Raw genomic sequence first — 22,425 nt, forward strand, 5'->3', positions numbered from 1 at the left:
CGGGTCTTTTGTGGGACAATCGGGTTAGGCCATGCCTGAGATCCTAGACGACCTGCTCCACCGCCTCGTCGAGCTCGATGGCAGCGACCTTCATATCAAGGTCGACAATCCGCCGCTCATGCGTCTGCGCGGCGAGCTTGAGCGTCTGGACGTGCCGCCCCTATCCGAGCAGCAGGTTCACGACATGCTGTTCGGCATCCTGACCGAGGAGAAGCGCGACAGGCTCGAAAACTTTAAAGAGTGCGACCTTTCTTACGCCGTCCCCGGTCTCGCCCGGTTTCGTGTTAACCTTTATTGGCAGCGCCAACATGTCGGCGGCGTCTTCCGGTTGATCCCTTACAAAATCCGCACTATCGACGAGTTGCGGATCCCGCAAGTCACCAAGCGGATCGCCTTGCTTCCGCGCGGGCTTGTGCTCGTGACGGGACCGACGGGCAGCGGCAAATCCACAAGCTTGGCCGCAATGATCAACCATATCAATGAGAACTCCTTAAAGCACATCATGACGATCGAAGACCCGATCGAGTATGTGCACCAGGATAAGAAATCGGTGATCAACCAGCGGGAACTGGGGACCGACACCCATAGCTTTTCTGACGCGCTTCGCCACGTTATGCGCCAAAACCCCGACGTGATCCTGGTCGGCGAGATGCGCGACCTTGAGACGATCCAGCTTGCGATCACGGCCGCCGAGACCGGGCACTTGGTGTTCTCGACCCTGCACACGGTGGACGCGGCGCAGACCATCGACCGCATCGTCGACGTCTTCGACCCGGACCAGCAAGCCCAAATCCGCACACAGCTCAGCGTCACGCTGCAAGCGGTCGTGAGCCAGACCCTCTTGCCCACAAAGCAGGGCACGGGCCGGGTCGCCGCCTTTGAAGTCATGACCGCCACGCCGGCGATCCGCACCATGATCCGCGACGGCAAGACGCACAGCCTCTACCACGACATCCAGACCGGCCACGAACACGGCATGCAGACTTTGGACGGTTGTTTGCTCGGGCTGCTTAAGGACGGCCTAATCGATTACGAGCACGCGCTGGCCAAATCGAGCAACACGAGCGAGTTCGCTTCGCGCGCGGCCCACATGGTTGTCGCGGGCGCCTGACGCACGGAATTCCAGTGTAATTGCGGAAGTTTCTGTTCGCCTTGGGGGGGGGTATCATTACGGGGTGCTAAACACTTTGATTATAGCCCTTTCACCGATGATGGCGTGGCAACACGTCTCAACCATCCACATTGTGGAGACGGACAAGTACTACTGGAACAGTACGGTCGACAATGGGGGGCACAACTACAATGAACCTACCCGCATACCAGGAAACTGATGTTCGCGACGACTCAAAGTCTGGATCCCCGACCGAAAACCCGCCAACTTGGGAGAGCTGGCTTACGCCCGTCGAGGTGAGCAACATTGTCACCGCTTATGAGGACTTTGACGCGACAACCCTCCTTCCCGGATGGACGTTGACGACGTTCGCACTTTGGAGTTTCGAAGGCGGAAGCGAGACCTTCAAGTGGGTGTCGTCGGTCGACGACGAACAGAAGATCACAAGAACCGCTTCGCTGCACTCCAATGGTCGGGTTGACCGCGTCAAATCACCGGCGGTACCGGAATGAGTCTAATCGCCCTAGGAGCCAGCCTCTTCTTCATCACCGCAGACGAGGTTCCTAGGGCGACTCTCGTCGTCTCGGCGAGCGACCTGTCTTCTGCGGACCTCCAACGCGTCTACAGAGACGGCTCAGCTTCTCCAGAGTCTCGAAAGTCTTTGGAGAAGGAGGGTTATGGCGTTTGGCTCATAGGTGGCTATGCTGTAGTGGCGGCTCCCGATCTCACGAAGCACAAGTTACGCGAGGGTTTATTAGAAGAGTTAGTACGTGCTCGGTTACTGATCTCGTCGTCCGGATCCGTGCAAATAGCCAGCTCGTTGCCTCCGATCCTTGCGGAAGTTGCGAAGTTCAATGTCGGATCTATTCAGTCTTCAGAGGGTCGTTCCTCGCTCGGGCCAAACTCTATGGTTGGCTTAGCGCCTGCGGCCACCTTCGTGCTTTCCGATGGTGTTAAGACTTTCCGGTCTTCGCTTCTAGCCCCAGACGCCGGCGACCGCCGCAAAGCACTGGAGGGAGGTCCGGCCATCTTCGACAAGTCTGCACCCGAACCGTCGCTGCCGTCGTGGTACGACGCCCGGGTCGGAACCCCGTACTCGAATCTGAAAGTCAGGTCGTCTCTCTCTCTTACGTCAGAAACACAGCTTGATCTGACGTCCAAGGCTCTAGACGCGCTGTCGAAATCCATTCGAAATTGGAGTCTGAAGTACAGCGAGGCCATGTCCAACCTGTTCGTCGCGGCTGGCGGGGAGAATTGGTCCCTTGGCAATGCCATCGAAGGAGACATGTTCTCAATGCAAGATCGTGCTCTGCAAAAAGCGATTAGACAGCACCTTCTCGGCCATGTCAGCCCGAACGGTCCGTTTAGGAGCGAGGGCGATGTCGTGGAATTTCTTAGTACGGCAAGGTTGTCCAGGTTCCACAAGACCATCCAAGTGCAATCCTACGTTCCCGGAACACCGAGGGGTCACGTCGAAGGTACGATCTTGCCATAAGAGGCTTATAGGCGCGCTCAACGCGTAGGGTCGTAAAGGTCGGTGCCCCCGTCACCCGAAAACGTCGAGGAGAAGACATAGGACTTCGCATGTCCGTCGACGAAGAGATAGTTCGCGCGGTCGTTGTGCCTTTTTGTCGCCAGTTCTTTCAGCGGGTTGATATACACGCCTTCCACGTTGTCGGGGTACCAGAGGGCGGGATGAAAGTGTTCGTTAACGCTGTTATCGACTAATTCGGCCATATAGATGGTCGTCGAAGGCGACTTGATCGATGTCTCGGTGTTGTAGCCGCGCAGCGGCGAGGGGTCTCTAGGGTCCTGTGGACTCATCCAGAAGTTGACCGCATAACTCGTGGCTCGCGTCAACGTCCCGTTTCCAAGAGGTTTTTCAAAGTTCACGCTCGGGTCTCCCGGGCAGCGTGCGAGCAGGACTGCTCTTGTATAGGGCTGCAAGGTTGTGGGCCAAGCCCACTTCTTCCCATAATGCGAGTCGAGCGGGAAGGTGTCATCGAAATCTCCAAAGTACAGCTGTACGGCAATCCCAATTTGTCGCATGTTTGAGAGGCAAGAGGTCGCCTTGGCCGCGGTCTTAGCCTGGCCGAAGACGGGAAAGAGAATCGCCGCGAGCACCGCGATGATCGCGATCACGACGAGGAGCTCGATCAGGGTGAAAGCCGTGCGCTCTCGGCAATTTGGAAGTTCGGAAGTCTGGGTTTTCATCGGTGTCTTGGGCCGGCGTTGCCGGCCCAAAGGGAGGCCGTGCCTAACGGCGGCGGCGCAGCATCGCGGCGATCGTCGTCACCAGCGATGCGAGGGTGACCGGCTCGGGGACCGGGTTCCTGAGCGCGTAGTCGTAAGCCGCGTTGAAGCTCTCCTGGCTCGCCCCGCGATTGAGCACCAATCCAAACCCCGGATACCGGATGTCGTGGTCGTGGTGCTCGTGGCGTATGCCTTCCAGATTGATGCGGTAAACGGCGGTGTCCAGATCGCCTTGGGCGACGCCGAGCAGCGTGTAGCGGAAGTGCTTATGGTCGTCGGCGCCGATCACGGTGAAGAAGCCGGCGTTGTAGCCTCCCGTGGTGTCGATAGATTTCCCTTCGAGAGAGATCCGGAACTGCTGGCCCGCATTGACGAACTGGGCGCCGTCCCATCTCTGGACAGAAGTGAGGACGTTGAAGCCGAGCTCGTCGCTCGGTTCCCACTCATCGCTCCAAGTCCAGCCGGGAGAGGAAGTCGAGTACGCGTTGAGCGCGGCGTTCCAGGTGAACGTGCCTTGAAAGGCGCGCTGCTTCGTGACCTGGGAAGTCTCGTCGCGGAGGCCCATGGCGGGGACGCCATTGTCCAGGAAGAGGTGCATCGTCTCCCCGTGCGCAAAGGCGAGGGTGTTCCCGCCGATAACGGCGAGGGCGGCAAGTGTTGTCTTATTGAGCATTACCTTCATGTTCTTATGGTGAGGTCAAGGGGCATAACTGCCCAAAGCAGAGGCGCGTAAAGGCCTAAAGGACAGGCGCGATCACACCCGTCTTAAATTGAGGAAGAGCCGACTTACGGCAGCGGCTAAGCCGTTTGAGGGGGAGGGGAAGTCGGGCCGTCGTCCACTTCAAGGAAGTCGCGGACTTTGTACGCCACAAAGAGTGGCGGCTCTGCCAGGCGCTGGCCAACTACGACCGGTATCGGGGGCGGCACTATGCAAACCAAAGTGTCCGAGGCTTTCGAAAACTCGTTCTTTTGCTTGGCGAATTCCTTCTCCGTGCAGTGGCATTGAAGGAAGTCCTTCTCTCCGGCGACCGGCTTTCGGAGCGTGCCGCCCGCGCTTTGGACGCGTTGGACCGGGGCGGTCGGGCAGTGGATCCCGAACTGGGTGAGCGGCGCAAAGAGCGACGCCGAAGTCAGAAAGACGCACATCGCCAGCAACCCGGGCCAAACTTTTGCTCCGGACAAGGCGGCGATAACGGCGCGCACTCTCCGCACGGCCATGGAGGCTACCCGATCACGCCCGCGAGCGCAAGCTGGGACGTGCGGGCTACAATCGGGTCGATGCTTCCGGTCGAAGGGCTGCTCGAGCGTTGCGTGCGCATGCAGGGATCGGACCTGCACGTCAAGTCCGACACGGGAAAGATCTACGTCCGGGTCCACGGCGACCTCCACCCCTTAGACGACGTGCCGCACTTCACGGACGACGAGTTCCGCGCCGCCATGCGCCGCCTGCTCCGTCCCGAGCAGATCGAGCGGTTCGACCGCGACTTGGAACTCGACTTCGCGCTTGAGGTGAAAGGGCTTTCCCGCTTCCGCGGCAACATGTACGTGCAGCGTGAGCACGCCCAGGCCGCGTTCCGCGTGATCCCTTATGAAATCTCCTCGATGGAGGACCTGCAGCTCCCGCAGGTCTGCTACGACTTTATCGAACGGCCGCGCGGGCTCGTGCTCGTCACAGGGCCGGCGGGCAGCGGCAAGTCAACGACACTGGCCGCGATGATCGACCGCATCAACAAGAGCCAGAAGGTCCACATTGTCACGGTCGAGGACCCCGTCGAATTCGTCCATGACGACCACCGCGCCCTCCTGAACCAGCGCGAGCTGGACGTAGACACCCTCAGCTTCGCCAACGCGCTCAAGTACGTCCTGCGTCAGGACCCGGACGTGATCCTGGTCGGCGAAATGCGCGACCTGGAGACGATCCACCTTGCCATCACCGCGGCGGAGACCGGGCACCTGGTCTTCGCGACCCTGCACACTGTGGACGCGGTGCAGACCGTCGACCGCGTGGTCGACGTCTTTCCGATGCACTCGCAGCAGCAGGTGCGCATGCAGCTTTCCGTGAACCTCCTCGGAGTCGTCAGCCAGACTTTGGTGCGGCGCAAGGATGGGCGGGGGCGGGTCGCCGCTTTCGAAGTCCTGAACGCGGTCAGCGCCGTCCGCAACCAGATCCGCGAGAACAAGACGTACCAACTTTCTTCGATCATCCAGACGGGCTCGAAGCTTGGGATGCAGACGCTCGACCAATCACTGGCGACGCTGGTCGAGAAGGGTTTGGTCTCTGTCGAAGACGCCCGGTCAAAGGCGAAAGACCCGGGCGAGTTCGGCCGGTTGGTCGCGCTCTCCGATGCGGGGGGCAAGCACCCGGGGGCGGCCGCTAACGCGCCAGGCCCGGTCGGCCAGCAGCCCATGTCAGCCCCGTCGGCAGCCCGCAACTTGCCGCCTCGACCGGGCAACTGACCCGATCGCAAGGGAAGAGCGGGCGAAGGTCCGCCTCTCGGACTGCAAAGTTCCGGTGTTTGGCCCAGTCACACAGAGGGCCCTGCAGACGCGGTCGGTTTGGTGCGATAATTCCAGTCCCTAGCGCGGGGGTGTAGCTCAGTCGGTTAGAGCGCCGGCCTGTCACGCCGGAGGTCGCGGGTTCAAGTCCCGTCATCCTCGCCATCGAGTGCCGCGGTAGCTCAGTTGGTAGAGCATAGCACTGAAAATGCTAGGGTCGCCGGTTCGAGCCCGGCCTGCGGCACCACTCCCTTTTCCCCTGCCAGGGCGGCCCTTCGGCCCGCCCTTTGAGGCCCCGCGGGCCTACTGGGGAAACCGGCAAATCCTAACGGTCCCCCCAAACGTCCTTACCCACAGCATGCTCCGCGCGGCCTTCGTCGTGTTCCTTTTGCTGGGCGCCTTCGTTTCGTTCGCCCAGACCCGGGCGATCAAGCCAGGTGACAAACTGAAGATCACCTGTGCCGAAGAACCAGGCGTCGACAAGCTCGCCGAGGTCTCGCGGGACGGGGTCGTGCTCGTCAACTTCTTGGGCGCGGTGGTCGTCAACGGCCTCACAGAGCAAGAAGCGGCCGACCGGATTCGCGACCAGCTTGTGAAGGACCGCATCGTCCGCAAGGCGACGGTGGCCGTCCAGGTCGTTTCCTCGGTGGCGCTCGTCCGAACGGATCCTATCCAGTTCGTTGGGGCCGTGGCCGATGCGCCCGCGAGCTTGCCGTATACGGTCGGACAAACCCTTGGCCTCGCGCTGGCCAAGATCGAGCTTGAGAAAGGCGCGGATCTTGCCCGCGTGCAGGTAAAGAAGCTGGACGGCACCATCATCAACCTGGACGCGAACCGGGCGGACGGTCGGGCGGTGGCCCTGGATCCGGGCGACATCGTGACCATCCCGCGCGGGGAAACCCCGGTTGACCAGACGCCCACCCATTCCGTGCCCGATCCGAAGGCCAATCCGTTGCCTGGCGAGGTGCCGACGAAGCCGATCGAACAAGCACAGCCCGATCCCAGTCCGGCCGAGCAGCCGGAGCCAGAAGCCGAGGCCGAAGAAGGGGCTGCGGTCTCGCCGCAAAGCCTCATCTTCGTCACCGGCGGAGTCCGCGCGCCCGGCCCCATCATCTTTCGACCAGGCCTCACCTTGCGCGAGGCGATCGAAGAGGCCGGCGGATTGGCCGTCACTGGTGAACTGCCGATGGTGACGATCGAGCGGGACGGTCGCGTCGCCGAAACCATTGATATGAGCCTTCCCAACACCGACGCCCCGCTCACGCCCGACGACCGGATCGTGGTGCCGATGCGCGAGCCCCGGGCCTATGTCGAAGTGAAGGGAGCGGTCCGCAAGCCTGGCTACCTCGTGCTCCAGCCCGGCATGATGCTGAGCCAGGCCATCCGCGCGGCGGGCGGGCTTTCCACCAAGGCGCGGCCCGACCGGGTCCAGATCATCTCCGCCACAGAAGGGGAGAAGCCGCGCACCGTGAACTTTGCGGAGATACAGCAAGGCTACATGGGCGACATTCCGCTCAAGCCCGGCGAGCAGGTCGTCGTGGCCGGGCCGCCGACCCGCAACGGGACGCCGCTCGCCATCATCGCCGGTGCGGGCGTGCTCTGGTACGTCATCGGTCGCTGACCGCGAAGGCCATACTGGAACGATGCTCCGTTCAGACCGACGCGGCCCCGTGCTGCACCTGACCCTCGACCGGCCCGAAGTCCGCAACGCATTTAACGACGAACTGATCGCGGCCCTTGCGGGCGCCTTCGATGGGCTGGATAGCGACGTCCGCGTCGTCGTCCTGGGCGGAGAAGGGAAGGCCTTCAGCGCGGGTGGCGACCTGGAGTGGATGCGTCGCGCGGCGGACTACACGGTCGAGCAGAACTATGCGGACGCCATGAAGCTCGGGGGCCTCTTTGAGGCTATCGCGGGATGTGCGGCGTTGGTGGTCGCCCGGGTCCACGGCGCGGCCTTCGGGGGCGGGTGTGGCCTGGTCGCGGCCGCAGACGTGGCCGTGGCGGCGGAAGGCACGCTCTTCGCCTTTAGCGAGGTCCGCCTCGGCCTAGTCCCGGCGACGATCTCAAAGTTTGTCGTGCCGAAGATCGGGGCGGGCCATGCGCGCGCGCTCTTCACCACGGGCGAGGCCTTCGACGCTGAGAGGGCGCTTCGCATCGGTCTTGTGCACCACGTCGCCGGATTGGACGAAATAGACGCACGGGTCGAAGAGGTCGTGAAGACGACGCTCAAGAACGGGCCGAGGGCCGTCGCCCAAGCCAAGCGTCTCGCCCAACAGTTGGGCGAAGCGGTCGAGATGGCGCCGCTGGCGCGTATGCTGGCCGAAGCGCGCGCCGGGGAGGAGGGCCGCGAGGGAGTCGCCGCCTTCCTGGATAAGCGCCCGGCGTCTTTCGTCGCGGAGGGCTAGCGGCCCTTCCACCCGAACTCGACCATGCGGCCGAGGCCGGGCTCCCCGAGCTCCCCCTCGCGCAGGGCAAAGCCTCCCCCGACGAGCGTGTGGACGGGGAGCCCCGTGAGTCGCCGTCCCTCGAAGGGGGACCAGCCGCACTTCGATTGCAGCCAACGCGCCTCCACTCCGAAGTCGGCCTTGAGGTCGACCGCGACGAGGTCTGCGTCGAACCCGGGGGCGATCTGGCCCTTGGTCGGGACTCCGAAGAGCCGCGCGGGGTTGAAACTCGTCATCGCGACGAGCCGCTCCAGAGTGAGCCCGCCATGGTGGACCGAATCGAGCAACACGGGCAGCATCGTCTGCACGCCGGGCATTCCGCTTGGTGAAGCGGGGTAAGGGCGCGCCTTCTCCTCGAGCGTATGAGGGGCGTGGTCGCTCCCGAAGACGTCGAAGAGCCCCTCTTGGACGGCCCTCCAGAGAGCCCGGCGGTGCCGCTCCTCGCGGATCGGCGTGTTCATTTGGATGCGCGAGCCGAGCCGCTCATAGTCCTCGGCGTTGAAGCTGAGGTGTTGAGGCGTCACTTCGCACGTCGTCCCCAGCCCGTCACGCTTTGCCTCGGCCAAGAGGGGGAGTTCCTCCTCTGTCGAGACGTGCAGCACGTGGATCGGCCGTCCCGTTTCGCGGCTGAGGCGAAGGATGCGCTCGGTGGCGAGCCGTGACGACTCGACGTCGCGCATGAGTGGATGCTCGCGGGCGTGGGTCGGCGTGCGCTCAGCCTTGATGCGCAGGAGCCGTTCCTCGTCCTCCGAATGGACCGCGACCGGCCGCGACCCATTCTGCAGGACCCGGCGAAGCGAGGCATCGTCCGCCACGAGCAAAGGGCCGGTAGAACTCCCCATAAAGACCTCGCCGATGCCCGGCGTGCCGGGCAACTGCTCTAACGCGGCCAGGTCGTCCAGGTTGTCCATCGAGGCCCCGACCCAGAAAGCGTAGTGGCACCAGGCACGGCCGGAGGCGCGAGCGAGCTTTTCTGAGAGCGCGGCGGCCGTCGTCGTCGTCGGGTCTGTGTTCGGCTCGTCAAAGATCGTCGTGACCCCGCCCGCGACCGCGGCGCGAGTGCCCGATTCCAAGTCCTCCTTGTGGGTCAACCCTGGCTCGCGAAAGTGGACCTGGCTGTCTATGACGCCCGGCAGAATGTGGAGCCCGGTGACATCGACGCGGTCAGCCGCCTCCGCTTGGCGCAAGTCCCCGACCGACGCGATCCGCCCGTCACGGATCCCAATGTCGGCCGCCCGGACACCGGTGGGGGAGGCAATGGCCCCCCCAAAAAGTAGGACGTCGAACCGGCCAGGCACCTCGCGAGGTTACCGAGAGTGGCAAGCTCATGTATCCTGTCGTGCCCATGGCGCAAGACCGCCCGGATGTGACCGTCATCATCCCCGCCCTCAACGAGGAGCGGACGATCGAGGAGGTGGTCCGGCGCGTGCTCGACGTGCCGATGACGAAGCAGGTCATCGTTGTGAACGACGGCAGCGACGACCGTACCCTGGAAATACTGCGGGAGTTCGGCCAGGAGATCGTGGTGCTCTCGAACAAGCGGCGGGGAGGTAAGGGCGCGGCGATCCGCCAAGCTTTGGGCTTTTCGACCGGCGTCGTCGTCGTGATCCAGGACGCAGATTTGGAGTACTTCCCGGAAGAGATCCCATCGCTAGTCGCGCCAATCTTGCGAGGCGAGGTCGGCGTCGTCTATGGGACAAGGTTTGCGAAAGGAATGCCTTCGGGAATGGCCCTTCCAAACCGCATCGTTAACAAGCTTCTCGTGTGGGCGGTGCGCATTCTATTTGGTCGAGAAATGACGGATGAGGCAACGTGTTACAAAGCGGTCCGGACGGATTTGCTTAAGAGCTTGGAGCTCGAATGCCAGCGGTTCGAGTTTTGTCCGGAGGTCACGGCAAAAGTGATCCGTTTGCGGGAGCAGATCCTCGAAGTGCCCGTAAAATATGTGCCGCGATCGGTCGAAGCGGGGAAGAAGATTCGGTGGACTGACGCCCCCGAGGCGTTCTACACACTTTGGCGCTATCGCAACTGGAAAGGGCCGGAGGATTGAGGGTCTACCGCCTTGGGGATGAGCGTCCTTCCGTTGAGGACGATCTTTCCGTCCTGCGTCGTCACTTTCTCGACGGTCAGCGCGCCGCCAAGCTGCAAATCCTTGTCAAAGTCCACGACCGGGTTCAGCGTGTCAAGCAGCGTTTTCGACGCGAACTCGTCGGCGGCAAGAAATCCGAAGAGGATCTTTGCGTCGGCAAGATAAAGCTTGGAACCGTCCTTTGCCACTAATCGGGCCACAACCTCGAAGTTCGTCTTGACGATGAGAAACTCACCGTAGCCCTTCACGCGAACGAAGCCATGGCGGGATTCGACCGTGACCTGCTTAATTTCCGGATATTTCCTTAAGATAAAAGAAGCCAGGTCTTTCTCATCGACCCTGACCCAACCTTGCCCCTCTCCGCTTCGGCTTAGCCGAAATTTTTTCTCTCGCCGAGCCAGCCCAAAATCGTAGCGACAAGCGGGGATTTGCGCCTCCAAGGCCTCCACCCGCAGACCCTTCAACTGGAAATTCTCGAGCCTTAGGACGAGCTGGGAACACCTGGCCGCCTGCGATCGCCACGGTTCCGTATAGAGGGGAAGCCCCTCGACCGAGAAGTCCCGCGCGGTGATCGTGGCGCGGTCCAGATGGCCCCACGGCCCGCCAAAGCCGTTCGGCTCGACGCGGACGTCCACCGATTTAGCGTCGCCTGAGAGCAACGACGCGATGTCCCGTCCGGCCGCGCGCTCGAAGACGTTGATCTCCCGCGAGCCCACGACCGATGCTCCTGCGAAAATCGCCAGTGCGACTAGGGGCCCCATGTTGCTGCCTTCATCTATTCACAATCGTTGGACACGCAGAAGGCGGCGCATATCGCGCCTTGCACGCTCATGCAGGCCTCCTCAATTTCTACGCCTCAAGGATACGACGAACTTCAGGGCTCTGCCGCGCTCGCCGAACCTAATTTGAAGCTGGTGACCCTCACCGGGGAAGACCGGAAGGGCTGGCTGCAAGGCCAGATCACCCAAGACTTGCTGCACTTTACGACCGGGTTCTCGGCCGACTCTTGCTTGGTCGCGCCCACGGGCCAGTTGCTGGGAATCCTGAGGCTTTGGGCCCTTCCTGACCGCATTGTTATCGTGACGGAGGCGCCCGAACCTTTGCTGGATCGGGCGAAGAAGTTCGTCGTGATGGAGGACGTGCGCGCGGAGCTTTCCGACTGGACGGTCGTGACCGTCCAGGGCCCACGCGCGACCGGAGTCCTGGGCGAGCTGGCCGCCCTGCCCGTGCAGGACGCGGGCGAGGCCGAGATCGAAGGGGAACGCACGCTGCTCCTTCGTTCGCGGCGGACTTTCGCGGGGGGCTGGGACGTGGCCCTGCCCGCCGGCTCGGCGGCGGAGAGGGCCCTGCGCGCGGCGCTTCCCGCCGCTTCGGAAGACGCGTGGTCGCTTGCCACCCTGGAAGGCGGGTTCCCCCTCTTCGGGGTGGACACCGACGCCAAGACCCTCCCGCCCGAGCTCGGGCACCGCTTCGAATCCCAACAAATTAGCTATACGAAGGGCTGTTACACCGGACAGGAGGTGCTCGCGAGGATCCACAGCCGCGGCCACACGAACCGGACTTGGGTCGGCCTCTTGCTGGAAGGCGAGGCCCGGCGGGGCGAGACGGTCTCCGTGCGTGACCGCCAAGACGCGGGCGTCGTCACCAGGGCTGCGCTCAGTCCGCGCTTCGGTTGGATCGCGGGGGCCATGGTGAGGAACGCCTACGCGGATCCCGGCACGATCGTGAAGGTCAACGGTCAAGAGGCCGAGGTCGTGGAGCCGCCGTTCTACGAGGCCGGGTGACTTGTCTCGCCTTCCGCGCGGCGCCGGCGCATCGCGGACATGTGCCCATAACCGAGAATCGCGATGACCGCCGCCGCAAGGGCGATGTTCATGCCGGAGATCATGACGGACTTGCCTTCGCCGGAAAGCTGGATGGTGCGGTAGATCCAGAAGATCAGGAGCAACAGGGAAAGGCCGGCCGCGCCGCGCATCCCGAAGCCGGGCTTCTCCTTCGAGACGATGCCCAACCCAAGCATGAGCAGCCCGGAGATGCCGCCCGTGAGGAGCGAGGCCATGCTCCCCGCCATGGCGTAGCCCATAACGCCACCAGCGATGAGGATGACGCCGTAGATCAAGATGACCGCCCTGTACAGCATTGCCCTATCCTATCGCGTCGCGGGAGGCGAACCTCTCGCATTCGGGACGAATGGGGAACGAACCGGTAGACTAGCAAGATGAAGGCAGGGCAACAAGAGTGGGTCGTCGACGACTCTCCCAAAGAGGAGTGCGGCGTTCTTGGGCTCTATATCCCAGGCACAGAGTCTGCGCGCCTCGCCTACTTCGCGCTCTATGCCCTGCAGCATCGGGGCCAGGAATCGGCAGGGCTTGCCGTTAGTGACGGGACCGTCGTGCGCATGCACAAGGGCATGGGTCTGGTCGGCCAAGTCTTCAACGAGGACATCCTGGGCACGCTTCGCGGCGAACTGGCGGTGGGCCATACCCGGTACAGCACGACCGGTCACAGCGAGCTCGACAACGCCCAGCCCGTTTTCTGCACGAGCGTGATCGGGGACGTCGCGGTCGCCCACAACGGCAACCTCGTAGACATCCACCTGTTGAAGGAAGACCTCCTCCGCAACGGCCACAGCTTCTATTCTTCCAGCGACTCGGAAGTGATCGCGCGGCTCCTCTCGAGCCACCTGGAGGAAGGGCCTCTGGCCGCCGTGCGAGCGACGATGGCGCAGATCCGCGGGGCCTACAGCGTCTGCGTCCTTGTGCGGAACAAGCTGCTCGCCTTCCGCGACCCGCACGGGGTCCGCCCCCTGGTCCTCGGCCGTGTCCGCGGCGGTTGGATGGTGGCGAGCGAGAGTTGCGCCCTCTCGCCCGTCGACGGAGAGTTCGTGCGCGAGATCCGGCCGGGCGAACTCGTTGTGATCGACGAGAACGGCCTGGAGTCGTTCCAGGCGATGGAGCCCGCAGCCCCCGCGCCGTGCCTCTTCGAGTTGATCTACTTCGCAAGGCCCGACAGCCGCATGGAGGGCAGCTCGGTGAGTGCGATCCGGACGCGGATGGGTGAGGAACTGGCGCGCGAGCACCCGGCCGAGGCCGACGTGGTGGTCCCCGTGCCGGACAGCGGCATCCCTGCCGCGCGGGGCTATAGCAAGGTCAGCGGCATCCCCTACGCGGACGGGATGATGAAGAACCGATATATCCACCGGACGTTCATCCAACCAGACCAAAGGATGCGGGAGATGGGCGTGCGTATGAAGCTCGCCCCCCTGCACGACGAGATCAACGGGAAGCGGATCGTGCTGGTCGACGACTCCATCGTCAGGGCTACGACGACAAAGCAGATTGTGCGGATGCTATTGGACCACGGGGCCGCCGAGGTCCACGTCCGCATCACCGCGCCGCCGATCAAGTGGCCGTGCTTCTATGGCATCGACATGGCTTCACGGAGCGAACTTGCCGCCGCGACCTTCACGGTCGACGAGATCCGGCGGCACATCGGCGCGACGAGCCTCGGCTATCTCTCCGTCAACGGCACGGTACAGGCGGCTGGGGGAGGCCCTCATTGCCTGGCCTGCTTCACAGGGAACTACCCGATCGATGTTTCGGAAGAGCACCGGATCGCAGCGGCCGCCCGCCCGCCGGACGTGGGCCAGATGACGACCGTCTCCTCGCCGGTGAAGGTGCTTTAAGCGCCGACACGCCTACGACTTTTCCAGCATGCCGAGAGTGGCCGCGTGGCGGCGAAGGACTTCGGCGGAGTAATCGAAGATCGCCTCGGTCAAGGGGTTCCAAAGGTGGTAGATCTCGGGGAGCTGGTCCACCGTGACGTACATCCGGCCCATGGACTCGAACTCGGCAGGGATGTCGACGAGTTCCTTGACCCGGGCCGCATAGACGTCGGCCCAGCGCACCTCGCCGCGCTCCGAGATGCGGTAGCAGCCGAGGTAAAGGATGTCCTGCAAGACAGCGCCGGCCTCTTCGCGGGCTTCGCGGGCGGCGGCCTCCAGGGACGTTTCGTTCGGCTCTACCCGCCCGCTGGGGATGCACCAGCCGCGGTCCTCGATGTTGCAAAGCAGCACCTCGTCGCCGCACCACGGGAAGACCAGGGCGGCAAAGGCGCGGAGCGGCGCTCGGAACGGAGCCGGGAAGAACTCGAGCAGCTGGCGGCCATACCTCCCGCTCGGGAACCGGCTCATCCGCTCTTCCCCCGGGAAGACCGGGCGAGCAAGGCTGGGATGGCGGCAAGGGCCAGACTGGTCCCGATCCAAGCGACACTGGTATAGACCAGCACGTCCACCCGGACGATCTTGCCGAGGACGGAGTCCTCCGGGAAGGGGCCGAGGACGCGGCTGTCCTCCGAGACCTCGCGATTGTCACCCACCAGGTAGATCATTCCCGCGGGAACCTTGTATTCGCCGTAGGCGAGGTTGTAATTGTCCGGCCGCAGGGCGAAGTCGAGCACGTCGCCGCCCATCCCCTTGATGCGCTTGATAAGAACGTCGCCGGTCTCCGGGTTCTTGGCGACGACGATGTCCTCCCGCTGGACGGGGCCGATTAGGGCGTAGGCGCTGCTCATAATCAGTCGCTGGCCCGGCTCGAACGTTCCCAGCATCGAGGAGCCCCTGACCTCCACGACTTGGAAATTCCGCCAAAGGAAAAATGCGAAGACCAAGACGGCGGCCAAAAAGAACCCGAAACCGGAAATCAGGGCGGTGCGCTTTCGCATGGGGTCCAGTAGTTCGTCGCGAGACAAACCAGGTTATACTTCATCATCGGTCGCTTGGCCGGTCTTTCAATGGATGGTCTCCTCCAGAACCTGAATCAGGCACCGGGCGCGGCGATCGGCGTCCTCGCTTGCGTGGTGCTGGTCCTCACCCTGGTGGTCGTGTTCCAGGCGGTGGCGAACAATGCCCTTCGCCGCCGGTGGTCTGGGCTCATGAAGGGATCGGACGGCGAGTCGATCGAGGGTGTCCTGGAACGGCACCTGGAAGAGCGGGAGCGCTTACGCGTCGAACTTGATGACGCAAGGGAGCGGGTAGACGTCTTAGAAAGGAAGATGCGCACGGCGAAGCGCTACATGGGCCTCGTCCGGTACGACGCCTTTGAAGACGTCGGTGGGGAACAGAGCTTTGCCCTCGCCCTCTACGACGAGGAAGGCAACGGCACCGTGCTGACCAGCCAGGTTGGCCGTACGGACTGCCGGGTCTATGCCAAGGCCATCGTCCATGGCCGCAACGACCGCCACCTTTCCTCTGAGGAGCAGTCCGCAATAGAAATTGCGGGTACACAGCGCACCCAGCCTCGAATCCATCCATGAGCCACGCCAGCGACGACGTCCTGATCCGCCAGTGCCAAAAAGGCGACCGAACCGCCTTCGACAGCCTGGTGAAGCTTTACGAGGAAAAGGCCTACCTTTACGCGTACCGGCTGACCCGTAACCAAGACGAAGCCGCGGACGTTGTCGCAGACGCCTTCGTGAGGGTCTATAACGCGATCGGCAACTTTAGGAGCCAAGCCGCGTTTGGCACTTGGCTGTACCGGATTCTCACTAACTGTTATCTGGACCTCAAAAAGAAGGACAAGAGCAAATACCACACCAGTCTAGAGGCCACTATCCCTGTGGAAGGGGGCGAGGTCGAGAGGCAGGTGATCGACGAGAGGCCGGGGCCTGACGAGGAAGCGGAGCGGAACGCGAGGGAAGCGGCCGTGCAAGACGCCCTCACTAGGATGCCGGAATACCAACGGGCAATGCTTGTGATGTACCACGTCGACAACCTGAGTTACGAGGAGATTTCTGAGGCCCTGGACCTGCCGATCGGCACCGTGAAGAGCCGCCTGAACCGGGCCCGATTGGCCCTGCGGGAACATCTTGCCCCAAACCAGGAACTTTTTCAAATTGGGTGAAGTCCAAGTCGGACAGGAAAGACTATGACTGCGGAAAAGGCGAGAGACCTGTTCTCTGACTACCTAGAAGGAGCGCTCGATGCCGGGCTGAAAGCCCAGTTCGAGCGCGCTTTGGCGTCAGACGGAGCCCTCCGTGAGGAGTACCGGCAGTTCGAAGCCGTCATCCGGCAGTTCGAATCCTTGCGGGACGAGGAGATCCCGGTGCCGTACGGCCTTCACGAGCGGATCATGGGCAACCTTGACCGCCATCTTGCCGAGGTCAAGTCGCGCCGGACCTTCTGGGACGTGGTGAACCAGTTCCGCATGCCCCTTATCGGCGGCGTCGCGGTCGCGGCGGTCGCCGCGTCGATCTGGGCGATCCTCCCCAGGACGGGCCCCCAGCCCGGCCCAGGGACCGTGGCCCAGGCGGGGATCGGCCCGGAAGTCCGCCCGCCGTCCTTCTCAGTCTTGCTCATCGAGGGGACCCTCCACGTGCGCCACGACCGCGAAGCGGGCGCCAAGGTGGAGATCGTCCGCGAGGCGGACGGCAAGGTCGTCCAGACGTTCGACGTTTCCAAGCGGTCGCTGGACGCCCCGCTCCGAAACACGGCTGAAGTCGCCCAGACCCTGAGCGCGAGGGCCGGTGGCAAGACCATCGTCGTGGCGTTGCCGGGCACCGGGCAGACGGCACCGGAACTAGTAGGGAAGGGGACCGTGATCGACTTTGCCGCTAAGGTCGCGGACGCTTATCGGACCGTGGTGTTCGTCGAAGTACCGGACGCCACGAAGAAAGTGGGCTGGACGATCGACTTGCGCGACCCGCTCGCCGTCAAATGCGAGCCGCCGCTCAGCATCGAGAGGCGCGACGACGGTTCGCTCTTCTTGTCCGAGTAGCCGAAACTGGCTTCCAAAGTCGAGAGGCGGTCGTAGAGCGCCTGTTCGGCATAACCGGCCATCCGCAAGTTTGAACTGATCGGAACCAAGTCGCCTGCACTCGCGCCGGCGACGTGGGCCACCTGTCGAGTCGCCTCGATCTGCTTGACGCCGGGGTTCCGGCCCGCAGTCACCAAGATTTGGTAGCTCTTCGCCAGGGAGGGGTCATAGACGTCCCCGCCGAACTCGATCAGTCGCCGGTAATGGGTCCGACGAATGTGGCAGATGATGGTTTCGAGCGACGGTCGCCGGGAGAAGCCTTTGCGCAGGACCGTGACGACCCCCTCGCGTTCTTCGGCTGTGAGCTCCGGCGCGATGCTGATAAGCTCGTCCACCATGCGGCCCTGGAAGCTGCCGAAAAAGTGCACGGCGGAAAAGTCGCAGTACTTCCCGATCTGGGCGACTGCGATCGCCTTCGCGAGGTTCCGGGCCGCTTGATAGGAACGCCCGGCCTTCCGCTCCTTACGGGCGAGGTGCACTCCGGCTTCCATGATCTTGCGTTTCGCCGACTTGATGTCCGCGGCCACACCCACGTTCGAAGAGGCCTGGAACTGCGGGTTGAGAATGTCGTGGAGCTTGCCGTCCTGATAATCGGCGATCCAAGCGTCTGCCACTTGGTCGAACTCGGCGACGGTGGGGTTCGGCTTCGCACCGAGCTCCATGGCATGGCGGACCGGCTTGATATAGGCGCGGATCCAGGCGTTGCCGACCGTCCCGTAGTCGTCGTTCGGGTCGGGCGGGGTGCCGATCCGCCCCAGGATCGCCACTCCAAGAAGGAAGAGGACCGGGCCACCGGCCATCATTCGATAAGCAAGCCTCCTTGCCGCCATGTCCCCTGGTTTTCGGCAGGGTTTTGCAGAAGGCTCAGGGTGGACATTTACGAGGGCCGGTCATGCTGACTTCAAAATATCTGAGGCATGGTCTTAGATATTTCGTCCTGGGACTGGGTGAACATTGCATATCATGAAGGCGTGGGCAAAATCCACTTAGAAGATCGGATTCCGGTATGGGAAGAACACTTGGTTCGACGCGCCCAGGCGGGCGAGTCGGTCGCCTTGGAAATGCTTCTGGACCAATACCGGCCTGCGGTACGTGCTCAGGCGATGCGGATGCTCCGAGACGCGGACGACGCTTCTGACGCGGTGCAAGAGACCTTCGTCAAAGCAGTCCGGGCCCTCGGAACGTTCGACCCTGAACGCCCCCTGCTTCCTTGGCTGATGCGAATCTGTTCGAACTGCTGCGTCGACCTGATGCGGGACCGACGCAAGGTCGGGGAGTCGCTAGAACCGCACGAGCACTCGCTGACCGACGACGGGGTCGACATCCAGCGCGGGGCGGAACGGGACCACGAGCGGGCCATCGTCGAGGGCGCCGTCACCCGGTTGCCGGAGCGCTACCGAGATATCATCGTAATGCGGCATTACCGGCACATGGACGTCAACGAAATCGCTACCGCCCTGGATAAACCAGAGGGGACGATCAAGAGTTGGCTGTTCAGGGCGCGGGCGCTGCTCCGGAAGGATTTGGACGTGGCATGCCTGGGGTAAACGTAAGCGTGACTTCGGCAAGAAGGCCCGTGCCATGGGGATCCACCCAGCACGGGCCTTTCGTTTGCGGGACTTCGCTCCAGGTTTGACAGAATGGTCTCATGGCGATAAGCCCGGAGGCCGTCCTGCAAGCGCTGAGGACCGTCCAAGACCCCGACCTTCACCGAGACATCGTTGCCCTCGGCTTCGTGAAGGACCTGGAGATCGAGGGCGAATCCGTGAAGTTCAAGGTCGAGCTGACGACTCCCGCGTGCCCTGTGAAAGAAGATTTGAAACGGGAGTGCGAGGAAGCGGTCGGGGCGTTGCCGGGCGTGGGCCGGGTCGAGGTAGAGATGACCGCGCAAGTCCGGTCGCGACCGGAGACCGCCCAAGACCTCATCCCAGGCGTGCGCCAATGCATCGCCATCGCCAGCGGCAAGGGAGGGGTGGGCAAGAGCACAGTGGCTGTGAACGTGGCCGTGGCGCTCGCGCAAGAAGGCGCCCGGGTCGGGTTGATGGACGCGGACGTCTACGGGCCGAGCGTACCCCTGATGATGGGGATTCCTGATGAACGCCCCATGGCCCGCGGCCAGCGCATCATTCCCATTGAGCGATTCGGTGTCCGAATCATGTCGCTTGGGTTGCTCTTGGAGGAGGGCCAGGCCGTCCTCTGGAGGGGGCCGATGGTGGCCGGCACGGTGCGGCAGCTCTTGGCCGATGTGGACTGGGGCGAGCTCGACTACCTCTTGGTCGACCTGCCCCCGGGGACGGGCGACGCTCCCATGTCCCTGGCGCAGCTTGTGCCCCTGGCGGGGGTGGTCATCGTGACCACGCCGCACCACGTGGCCGCGAACATCGCGGGGAAGGCGGCCAGCCTCTTCCGTCGCTTGAACTCGACCGTGATCGGCGTGGTCGAGAATATGGCGACCCACGTCTGCCCAGGGTGCGGCCGCGTCTCGCGGCTCTTCGCCGGGGCGACCGGCGAGGAGCTGGCGGCCTCGCTTGATGTGCCGTTCCTTGGGTCAATCCCGTTGGACGAGGCAGTAGGGGCCGCCTCCCTCGAGGGCCTTCCTTCGATCTTGGCGAGCCCGAACCGTCCCCAGGCGAACGCCTTCCGCCAGATCGCCCGCCAGGTCGCGGCGGGATCCAGCGTGCTCGCCATGGAACGCGAGGCGCGGGACGCAGCGAAAGCCGGAGGAGGCTAGAGCCCCCGCTACTTCTTGACCTTTTTCTTGGCTGCCTGGGCCTCTTCCTCGCTTGCCGAGATGGTCAGGATCGCCGAGGACCGCGAGGTCATCGGGGGCAGGTTGGCCTCGTTCGCGACCCGCTTCTTTAACTCATCGATGCGGTGGCCCGTGTTCGGGTGGGTGCTGAGGAACTCGGGCGTCCCGCCCCCGCCTCCTTTGCGCAGAACCTCGAAGGCATCGACCATGCCCCCCGGGTTGAACCCGGCCTTCTTGGTGAGGTCGTAGCCCCACTTGTCAGCCTCGGTCTCGTGCTTTCGACTATAGGGGAGGGTGTAGATGAGGGTGTCCGCCACGCTTGCGACGTCGAAGGCGGTGTCCCCAGCCCCGAGGAGGGTCAAGACGACCCCGATACCCAGGCGCCGCTTCTGGTTGTCGGCATAAGCGCTGGCCCAGTGCTGGTTGCGGACGTGGGTGATCTCGTGGGCGAGCACGCCGGCCACTTCGTCCTCGGTCTTAAACTTGTTGAGTAGGCCCGTATAGAAGAAGATCGGCCCGCCCGGCATCGCGAATGCGTTCAGGTCTGGGCTGTCGATCACGTCGAACGTGTATTCGAACGGGCGCTTTTTCTTCTCGTCCTGCGGAATAAGACCGACAAGCTTGTTGCCGATCCGCCGGAGCTCTTGCACCCGGGGGTCGGAGTCGCCGAGAACCTTCTCTTTCTTGCGGACGTCCGCCGCCCCTCGCTTGCCGAGGGCAATCTGGTCCTTGATGCTGGGACGGAAGAGGTCCGCCTGCGCTGGACCCGCCATCCCGATTGAAAGGGCGGTGGTACAGACGATCAGTCTCGATAGGGTCATAAGTAGGAAGACGATCTTCGCCAAGTCTATGTTTCCCCCAGGTCCTCCCCAATTACGGCATTCCTGCGGGTTAGACCGGCCGTTTGAAGTGGAACGACCGCCCCAGGAGGCTTTGGCCCCCAAACGGATCAAAAGTCCGGAGGATCTAACTAGATATGACTAAGCGCTCGAGCAAGCGAAAGGGTTTCACCCTCGTCGAGATCATGATCGTGGTCTTGATCATCGGCATCCTTCTGGCAATCGCCGTGCCGAACTTCATCACGGCCCGACAGAACAGCCGCGCCCAGACCATCATCGCCACGCTGCGACAGGTCGAGGCCGCCAAGGACCAGTGTGCCATGGACAAGGGCCTGACCACCGGTGACGACTGCGACGACACGGATATGGAAGAGTACATGAAGACTTATCCGCCGGAGTTCCCCGTCAACGGTACGTTCGAAAAGAACACGATCGGCAGCGATCCCACCTTCGAAAGCAAGACTGCTGACGAGTGGAAGACCGACAAGTCCGGCCTCTAATCTAGCGGCCAGTTCGACAACCACGGCGGACGGCCGGCCTCCAAGGGTCGCCGTCCGCCATGACCACTTATCCGACTATGAAACGTCTGCTGCGTAAGCGTCAAAAAGGCAGTGCCCTCATCGAGGCGATGTTCGCGATCTTCCTCGCGCTCGTCTGTGCCGTGATCTTCGCCGCGACGATGCCGACGGCAAACCGGAGCCGCGCGAAGGCCGACCTCAACAACCTTGCCCTGGGCCTGGCCCAGAAGCAAATGGAGGCCCTGAAAGGCGTCGATGCCGCCTTAAGCCCAGAGGCCCTCTTTGCGGCGCGCCTGATCGACAGCAAAGACCCGGTCGCCCCTAACACCTATAGTTTTACGAACGTCGACAGCGGCGTCTCGGACAGCCCATCCAGTGTTCTTCCCAATGGAACCGGACGCCTAAGGGTGGAAACCGTCGCCATAGAGCTCCGAAGGGTCACAGTGGAAGTCAACTGGACCGAGGAAGGACAGCCCAAGACCGTCCGACTTGGCACGCTTATCGCAGACCTGAACAACTAATGCCCGTGAAACGCCAGATACCCAGACGGCTGAGAGCCGGTATGACCCTGATCGAGGTGGTGACAGCGACGGCGGTGTCGTCGCTCGTTGTGCTGAGCGCGACGACCGTCTTTGTGACGGGAATGGCCACCTGGATGCGTGGGCAGCACAAGATCGAAGCCGAGACCCAGACTCTGCGGGCTGTCCGCACGATCAGCGACGAACTGCGCGAGGCGATGTCGGTCACAGTCGACAACGACGGCCTCGGCCTCACATTTGTCAAGCCCGACGTCGACGAGAACGGTGATTTTCGGGCCGACGGACTCGGCCAGCCGATTCCGGATGGCGTGAACCGCCGAATCGAGTTCGTGAACGGCTCCCTGATCTATCGGGACGGGGTTGGAGACCGCGTGATCGGACGCGACGTCGTGACGAACGACCCAGAGAACAACAACCAGCGGTACCGGATTTTCACGCCCGGGGCTGGAGCCGTCGTACGGCAGGTCGCCGTCCAGGTCGTCACGTCCACGCTAGACGATAAGGGCGTTGAGACCTACTCGCGAAAGCGAGAAGTTATCTACATGCGGAACCTAATGGAGACTACGCGTTAAGGA

General features: G+C 63.0%; 26 protein-coding genes and 2 tRNA genes. 18 read left to right on the forward strand and 10 right to left on the reverse strand.

Annotation, left to right across the window (positions count from 1 at the left end; genetic code table 11):
- Positions 1-31: 31 nt before the first annotated feature.
- The 3 genes from KF733_07315 (at position 32) to KF733_07325 (ending at position 2,606) form a co-directional block, all read left to right on the forward strand.
- Positions 32-1,111 (forward strand): type IV pilus twitching motility protein PilT, encoded by a 1,080-nt coding sequence (locus tag KF733_07315; protein QYK54816.1) that lies wholly within the window; start codon positions 32-34, stop codon positions 1,109-1,111.
- A gap of 191 nt (positions 1,112-1,302) precedes the next feature.
- Entirely contained in the window at positions 1,303-1,623 is a 321-nt protein-coding gene (locus tag KF733_07320; GenBank protein QYK54817.1) for a hypothetical protein, read from the forward strand.
- Positions 1,620-2,606, forward strand: a complete 987-nt coding sequence (locus KF733_07325) for a hypothetical protein (GenBank protein ID QYK54818.1) — start codon at positions 1,620-1,622, stop codon at positions 2,604-2,606. Before KF733_07320 ends, KF733_07325 begins: the two co-directional genes overlap by 4 nt.
- Positions 2,607-2,623: 17 nt before the next feature.
- On the opposite strand, the gene KF733_07330 is transcribed toward KF733_07325, so the two are convergent.
- The 3 genes from KF733_07330 to KF733_07340 form a co-directional block, all read right to left on the reverse strand.
- Entirely contained in the window at positions 2,624-3,325 is a 702-nt protein-coding gene (locus tag KF733_07330) for a prepilin-type N-terminal cleavage/methylation domain-containing protein (protein QYK57160.1), read from the reverse strand.
- Between the two features lie 43 nt (positions 3,326-3,368).
- Positions 3,369-4,037, reverse strand: coding sequence for a PEP-CTERM sorting domain-containing protein (locus KF733_07335; protein QYK54819.1), 669 nt, complete (start codon positions 4,035-4,037; stop codon positions 3,369-3,371).
- 125 nt (positions 4,038-4,162) lie between these two features.
- Positions 4,163-4,582 carry a hypothetical protein gene (locus KF733_07340; GenBank protein QYK54820.1) on the reverse strand — a complete coding sequence of 140 codons (420 nt, stop codon included), beginning with the start codon at positions 4,580-4,582 and terminating at the stop codon, positions 4,163-4,165.
- A 60-nt stretch (positions 4,583-4,642) separates the two neighbouring features.
- Here KF733_07340 and KF733_07345 point away from each other — a divergent pair, with 60 nt between their 5' ends.
- The 5 genes from KF733_07345 to KF733_07365 all read left to right on the forward strand — a co-directional run bounded on the left by KF733_07345 (position 4,643) and on the right by KF733_07365 (position 8,265).
- On the forward strand, positions 4,643-5,821 hold the full coding sequence (locus KF733_07345) for a type IV pilus twitching motility protein PilT (protein QYK54821.1): 1,179 nt from the start codon (positions 4,643-4,645) through the stop codon (positions 5,819-5,821).
- Between the two features lie 127 nt (positions 5,822-5,948).
- Positions 5,949-6,025 (forward strand) — tRNA-Asp (locus tag KF733_07350).
- 6 nt (positions 6,026-6,031) lie between these two features.
- Positions 6,032-6,107: transfer RNA gene (locus KF733_07355), tRNA-Phe, on the forward strand.
- Between the two features lie 111 nt (positions 6,108-6,218).
- A complete protein-coding gene (locus KF733_07360) occupies positions 6,219-7,481 on the forward strand; it encodes an SLBB domain-containing protein (GenBank protein ID QYK54822.1) in 1,263 nt (420 codons plus the stop codon).
- Positions 7,482-7,503: 22 nt separating this feature from the next.
- Positions 7,504-8,265 carry an enoyl-CoA hydratase/isomerase family protein gene (locus tag KF733_07365; protein ID QYK54823.1) on the forward strand — a complete coding sequence of 254 codons (762 nt, stop codon included), beginning with the start codon at positions 7,504-7,506 and terminating at the stop codon, positions 8,263-8,265.
- Here KF733_07365 and KF733_07370 read toward each other — a convergent pair.
- A complete protein-coding gene (locus KF733_07370) occupies positions 8,262-9,602 on the reverse strand; it encodes a dihydroorotase (protein QYK54824.1) in 1,341 nt (446 codons plus the stop codon). The genes KF733_07365 and KF733_07370 overlap by 4 nt on opposite strands.
- Before the next feature lie 47 nt (positions 9,603-9,649).
- On the opposite strand from KF733_07370, the gene KF733_07375 reads away from it, so the two are divergent.
- The gene (locus KF733_07375) at positions 9,650-10,354 is read left to right on the forward strand and encodes a glycosyltransferase family 2 protein (protein ID QYK54825.1); all 705 of its coding nucleotides are present in this window, start codon (positions 9,650-9,652) and stop codon (positions 10,352-10,354) included.
- On the opposite strand, the gene KF733_07380 is transcribed toward KF733_07375, so the two are convergent.
- Positions 10,324-11,154, reverse strand: a complete 831-nt coding sequence (locus KF733_07380) for an LmeA family phospholipid-binding protein (GenBank protein QYK54826.1) — start codon at positions 11,152-11,154, stop codon at positions 10,324-10,326. The two genes, KF733_07375 and KF733_07380, sit on opposite strands and share 31 nt — an antisense overlap.
- A 27-nt stretch (positions 11,155-11,181) precedes the next feature.
- On the opposite strand from KF733_07380, the gene KF733_07385 reads away from it, so the two are divergent.
- Positions 11,182-12,177: a hypothetical protein gene (locus KF733_07385; GenBank protein QYK54827.1), complete on the forward strand. Its 996-nt coding sequence runs from the start codon at positions 11,182-11,184 to the stop codon at positions 12,175-12,177.
- Here the strand turns inward: KF733_07385 and KF733_07390 are convergent.
- Positions 12,162-12,533 carry a TMEM14 family protein gene (locus tag KF733_07390; GenBank protein ID QYK54828.1) on the reverse strand — a complete coding sequence of 124 codons (372 nt, stop codon included), beginning with the start codon at positions 12,531-12,533 and terminating at the stop codon, positions 12,162-12,164. The two genes, KF733_07385 and KF733_07390, sit on opposite strands and share 16 nt — an antisense overlap.
- Before the next feature lie 78 nt (positions 12,534-12,611).
- Here KF733_07390 and purF point away from each other — a divergent pair, with 78 nt between their 5' ends.
- Positions 12,612-14,078 (forward strand): amidophosphoribosyltransferase, encoded by a 1,467-nt coding sequence (gene purF, locus KF733_07395; GenBank protein ID QYK54829.1) that lies wholly within the window; start codon positions 12,612-12,614, stop codon positions 14,076-14,078.
- A gap of 12 nt (positions 14,079-14,090) precedes the next feature.
- On the opposite strand, the gene KF733_07400 is transcribed toward purF, so the two are convergent.
- Both KF733_07400 and KF733_07405 read right to left on the reverse strand, forming a co-directional pair.
- Positions 14,091-14,585: an NUDIX domain-containing protein gene (locus tag KF733_07400; GenBank protein QYK54830.1), complete on the reverse strand. Its 495-nt coding sequence runs from the start codon at positions 14,583-14,585 to the stop codon at positions 14,091-14,093.
- On the reverse strand, positions 14,582-15,115 hold the full coding sequence (locus tag KF733_07405; protein ID QYK54831.1) for a hypothetical protein: 534 nt from the start codon (positions 15,113-15,115) through the stop codon (positions 14,582-14,584). The genes KF733_07400 and KF733_07405 overlap by 4 nt, the downstream gene beginning before the upstream one ends.
- A 54-nt stretch (positions 15,116-15,169) precedes the next feature.
- Here KF733_07405 and KF733_07410 point away from each other — a divergent pair, with 54 nt between their 5' ends.
- Both KF733_07410 and KF733_07415 read left to right on the forward strand, forming a co-directional pair.
- A complete protein-coding gene (locus KF733_07410; GenBank protein ID QYK54832.1) occupies positions 15,170-15,706 on the forward strand; it encodes a DUF4446 family protein in 537 nt (178 codons plus the stop codon).
- Positions 15,703-16,293 (forward strand): sigma-70 family RNA polymerase sigma factor, encoded by a 591-nt coding sequence (locus tag KF733_07415; GenBank protein ID QYK54833.1) that lies wholly within the window; start codon positions 15,703-15,705, stop codon positions 16,291-16,293. Before KF733_07410 ends, KF733_07415 begins: the two co-directional genes overlap by 4 nt.
- A 725-nt stretch (positions 16,294-17,018) precedes the next feature.
- Here KF733_07415 and KF733_07420 read toward each other — a convergent pair.
- On the reverse strand, positions 17,019-18,035 hold the full coding sequence (locus KF733_07420; protein QYK54834.1) for a hypothetical protein: 1,017 nt from the start codon (positions 18,033-18,035) through the stop codon (positions 17,019-17,021).
- 87 nt (positions 18,036-18,122) lie between these two features.
- Here KF733_07420 and KF733_07425 point away from each other — a divergent pair, with 87 nt between their 5' ends.
- Together KF733_07425 and KF733_07430 are read left to right on the forward strand one after the other, a co-directional pair.
- Positions 18,123-18,752: a sigma-70 family RNA polymerase sigma factor gene (locus KF733_07425; GenBank protein ID QYK54835.1), complete on the forward strand. Its 630-nt coding sequence runs from the start codon at positions 18,123-18,125 to the stop codon at positions 18,750-18,752.
- A 101-nt stretch (positions 18,753-18,853) separates the two neighbouring features.
- Positions 18,854-19,936, forward strand: coding sequence for an Mrp/NBP35 family ATP-binding protein (locus tag KF733_07430; protein QYK54836.1), 1,083 nt, complete (start codon positions 18,854-18,856; stop codon positions 19,934-19,936).
- A gap of 8 nt (positions 19,937-19,944) precedes the next feature.
- Here KF733_07430 and KF733_07435 read toward each other — a convergent pair whose 3' ends face one another.
- The gene (locus KF733_07435; protein QYK54837.1) at positions 19,945-20,775 is read right to left on the reverse strand and encodes a M48 family metalloprotease; all 831 of its coding nucleotides are present in this window, start codon (positions 20,773-20,775) and stop codon (positions 19,945-19,947) included.
- A gap of 155 nt (positions 20,776-20,930) precedes the next feature.
- Between KF733_07435 and KF733_07440 the strand changes: the two genes are divergently transcribed.
- The 3 genes from KF733_07440 (at position 20,931) to KF733_07450 (ending at position 22,422) form a co-directional block, all read left to right on the forward strand.
- Entirely contained in the window at positions 20,931-21,293 is a 363-nt protein-coding gene (locus KF733_07440) for a prepilin-type N-terminal cleavage/methylation domain-containing protein (protein ID QYK54838.1), read from the forward strand.
- 77 nt (positions 21,294-21,370) lie between these two features.
- Positions 21,371-21,832, forward strand: coding sequence for a hypothetical protein (locus KF733_07445; GenBank protein QYK54839.1), 462 nt, complete (start codon positions 21,371-21,373; stop codon positions 21,830-21,832).
- Between the two features lie 41 nt (positions 21,833-21,873).
- Positions 21,874-22,422 carry a hypothetical protein gene (locus KF733_07450; GenBank protein QYK54840.1) on the forward strand — a complete coding sequence of 183 codons (549 nt, stop codon included), beginning with the start codon at positions 21,874-21,876 and terminating at the stop codon, positions 22,420-22,422.
- Positions 22,423-22,425: the final 3 nt, after the last annotated feature.

Source organism: Fimbriimonadaceae bacterium (assembly GCA_019454125.1).
In the GTDB taxonomy this organism is placed as follows: Bacteria; Armatimonadota; Fimbriimonadia; order Fimbriimonadales; family Fimbriimonadaceae; genus JALHNM01.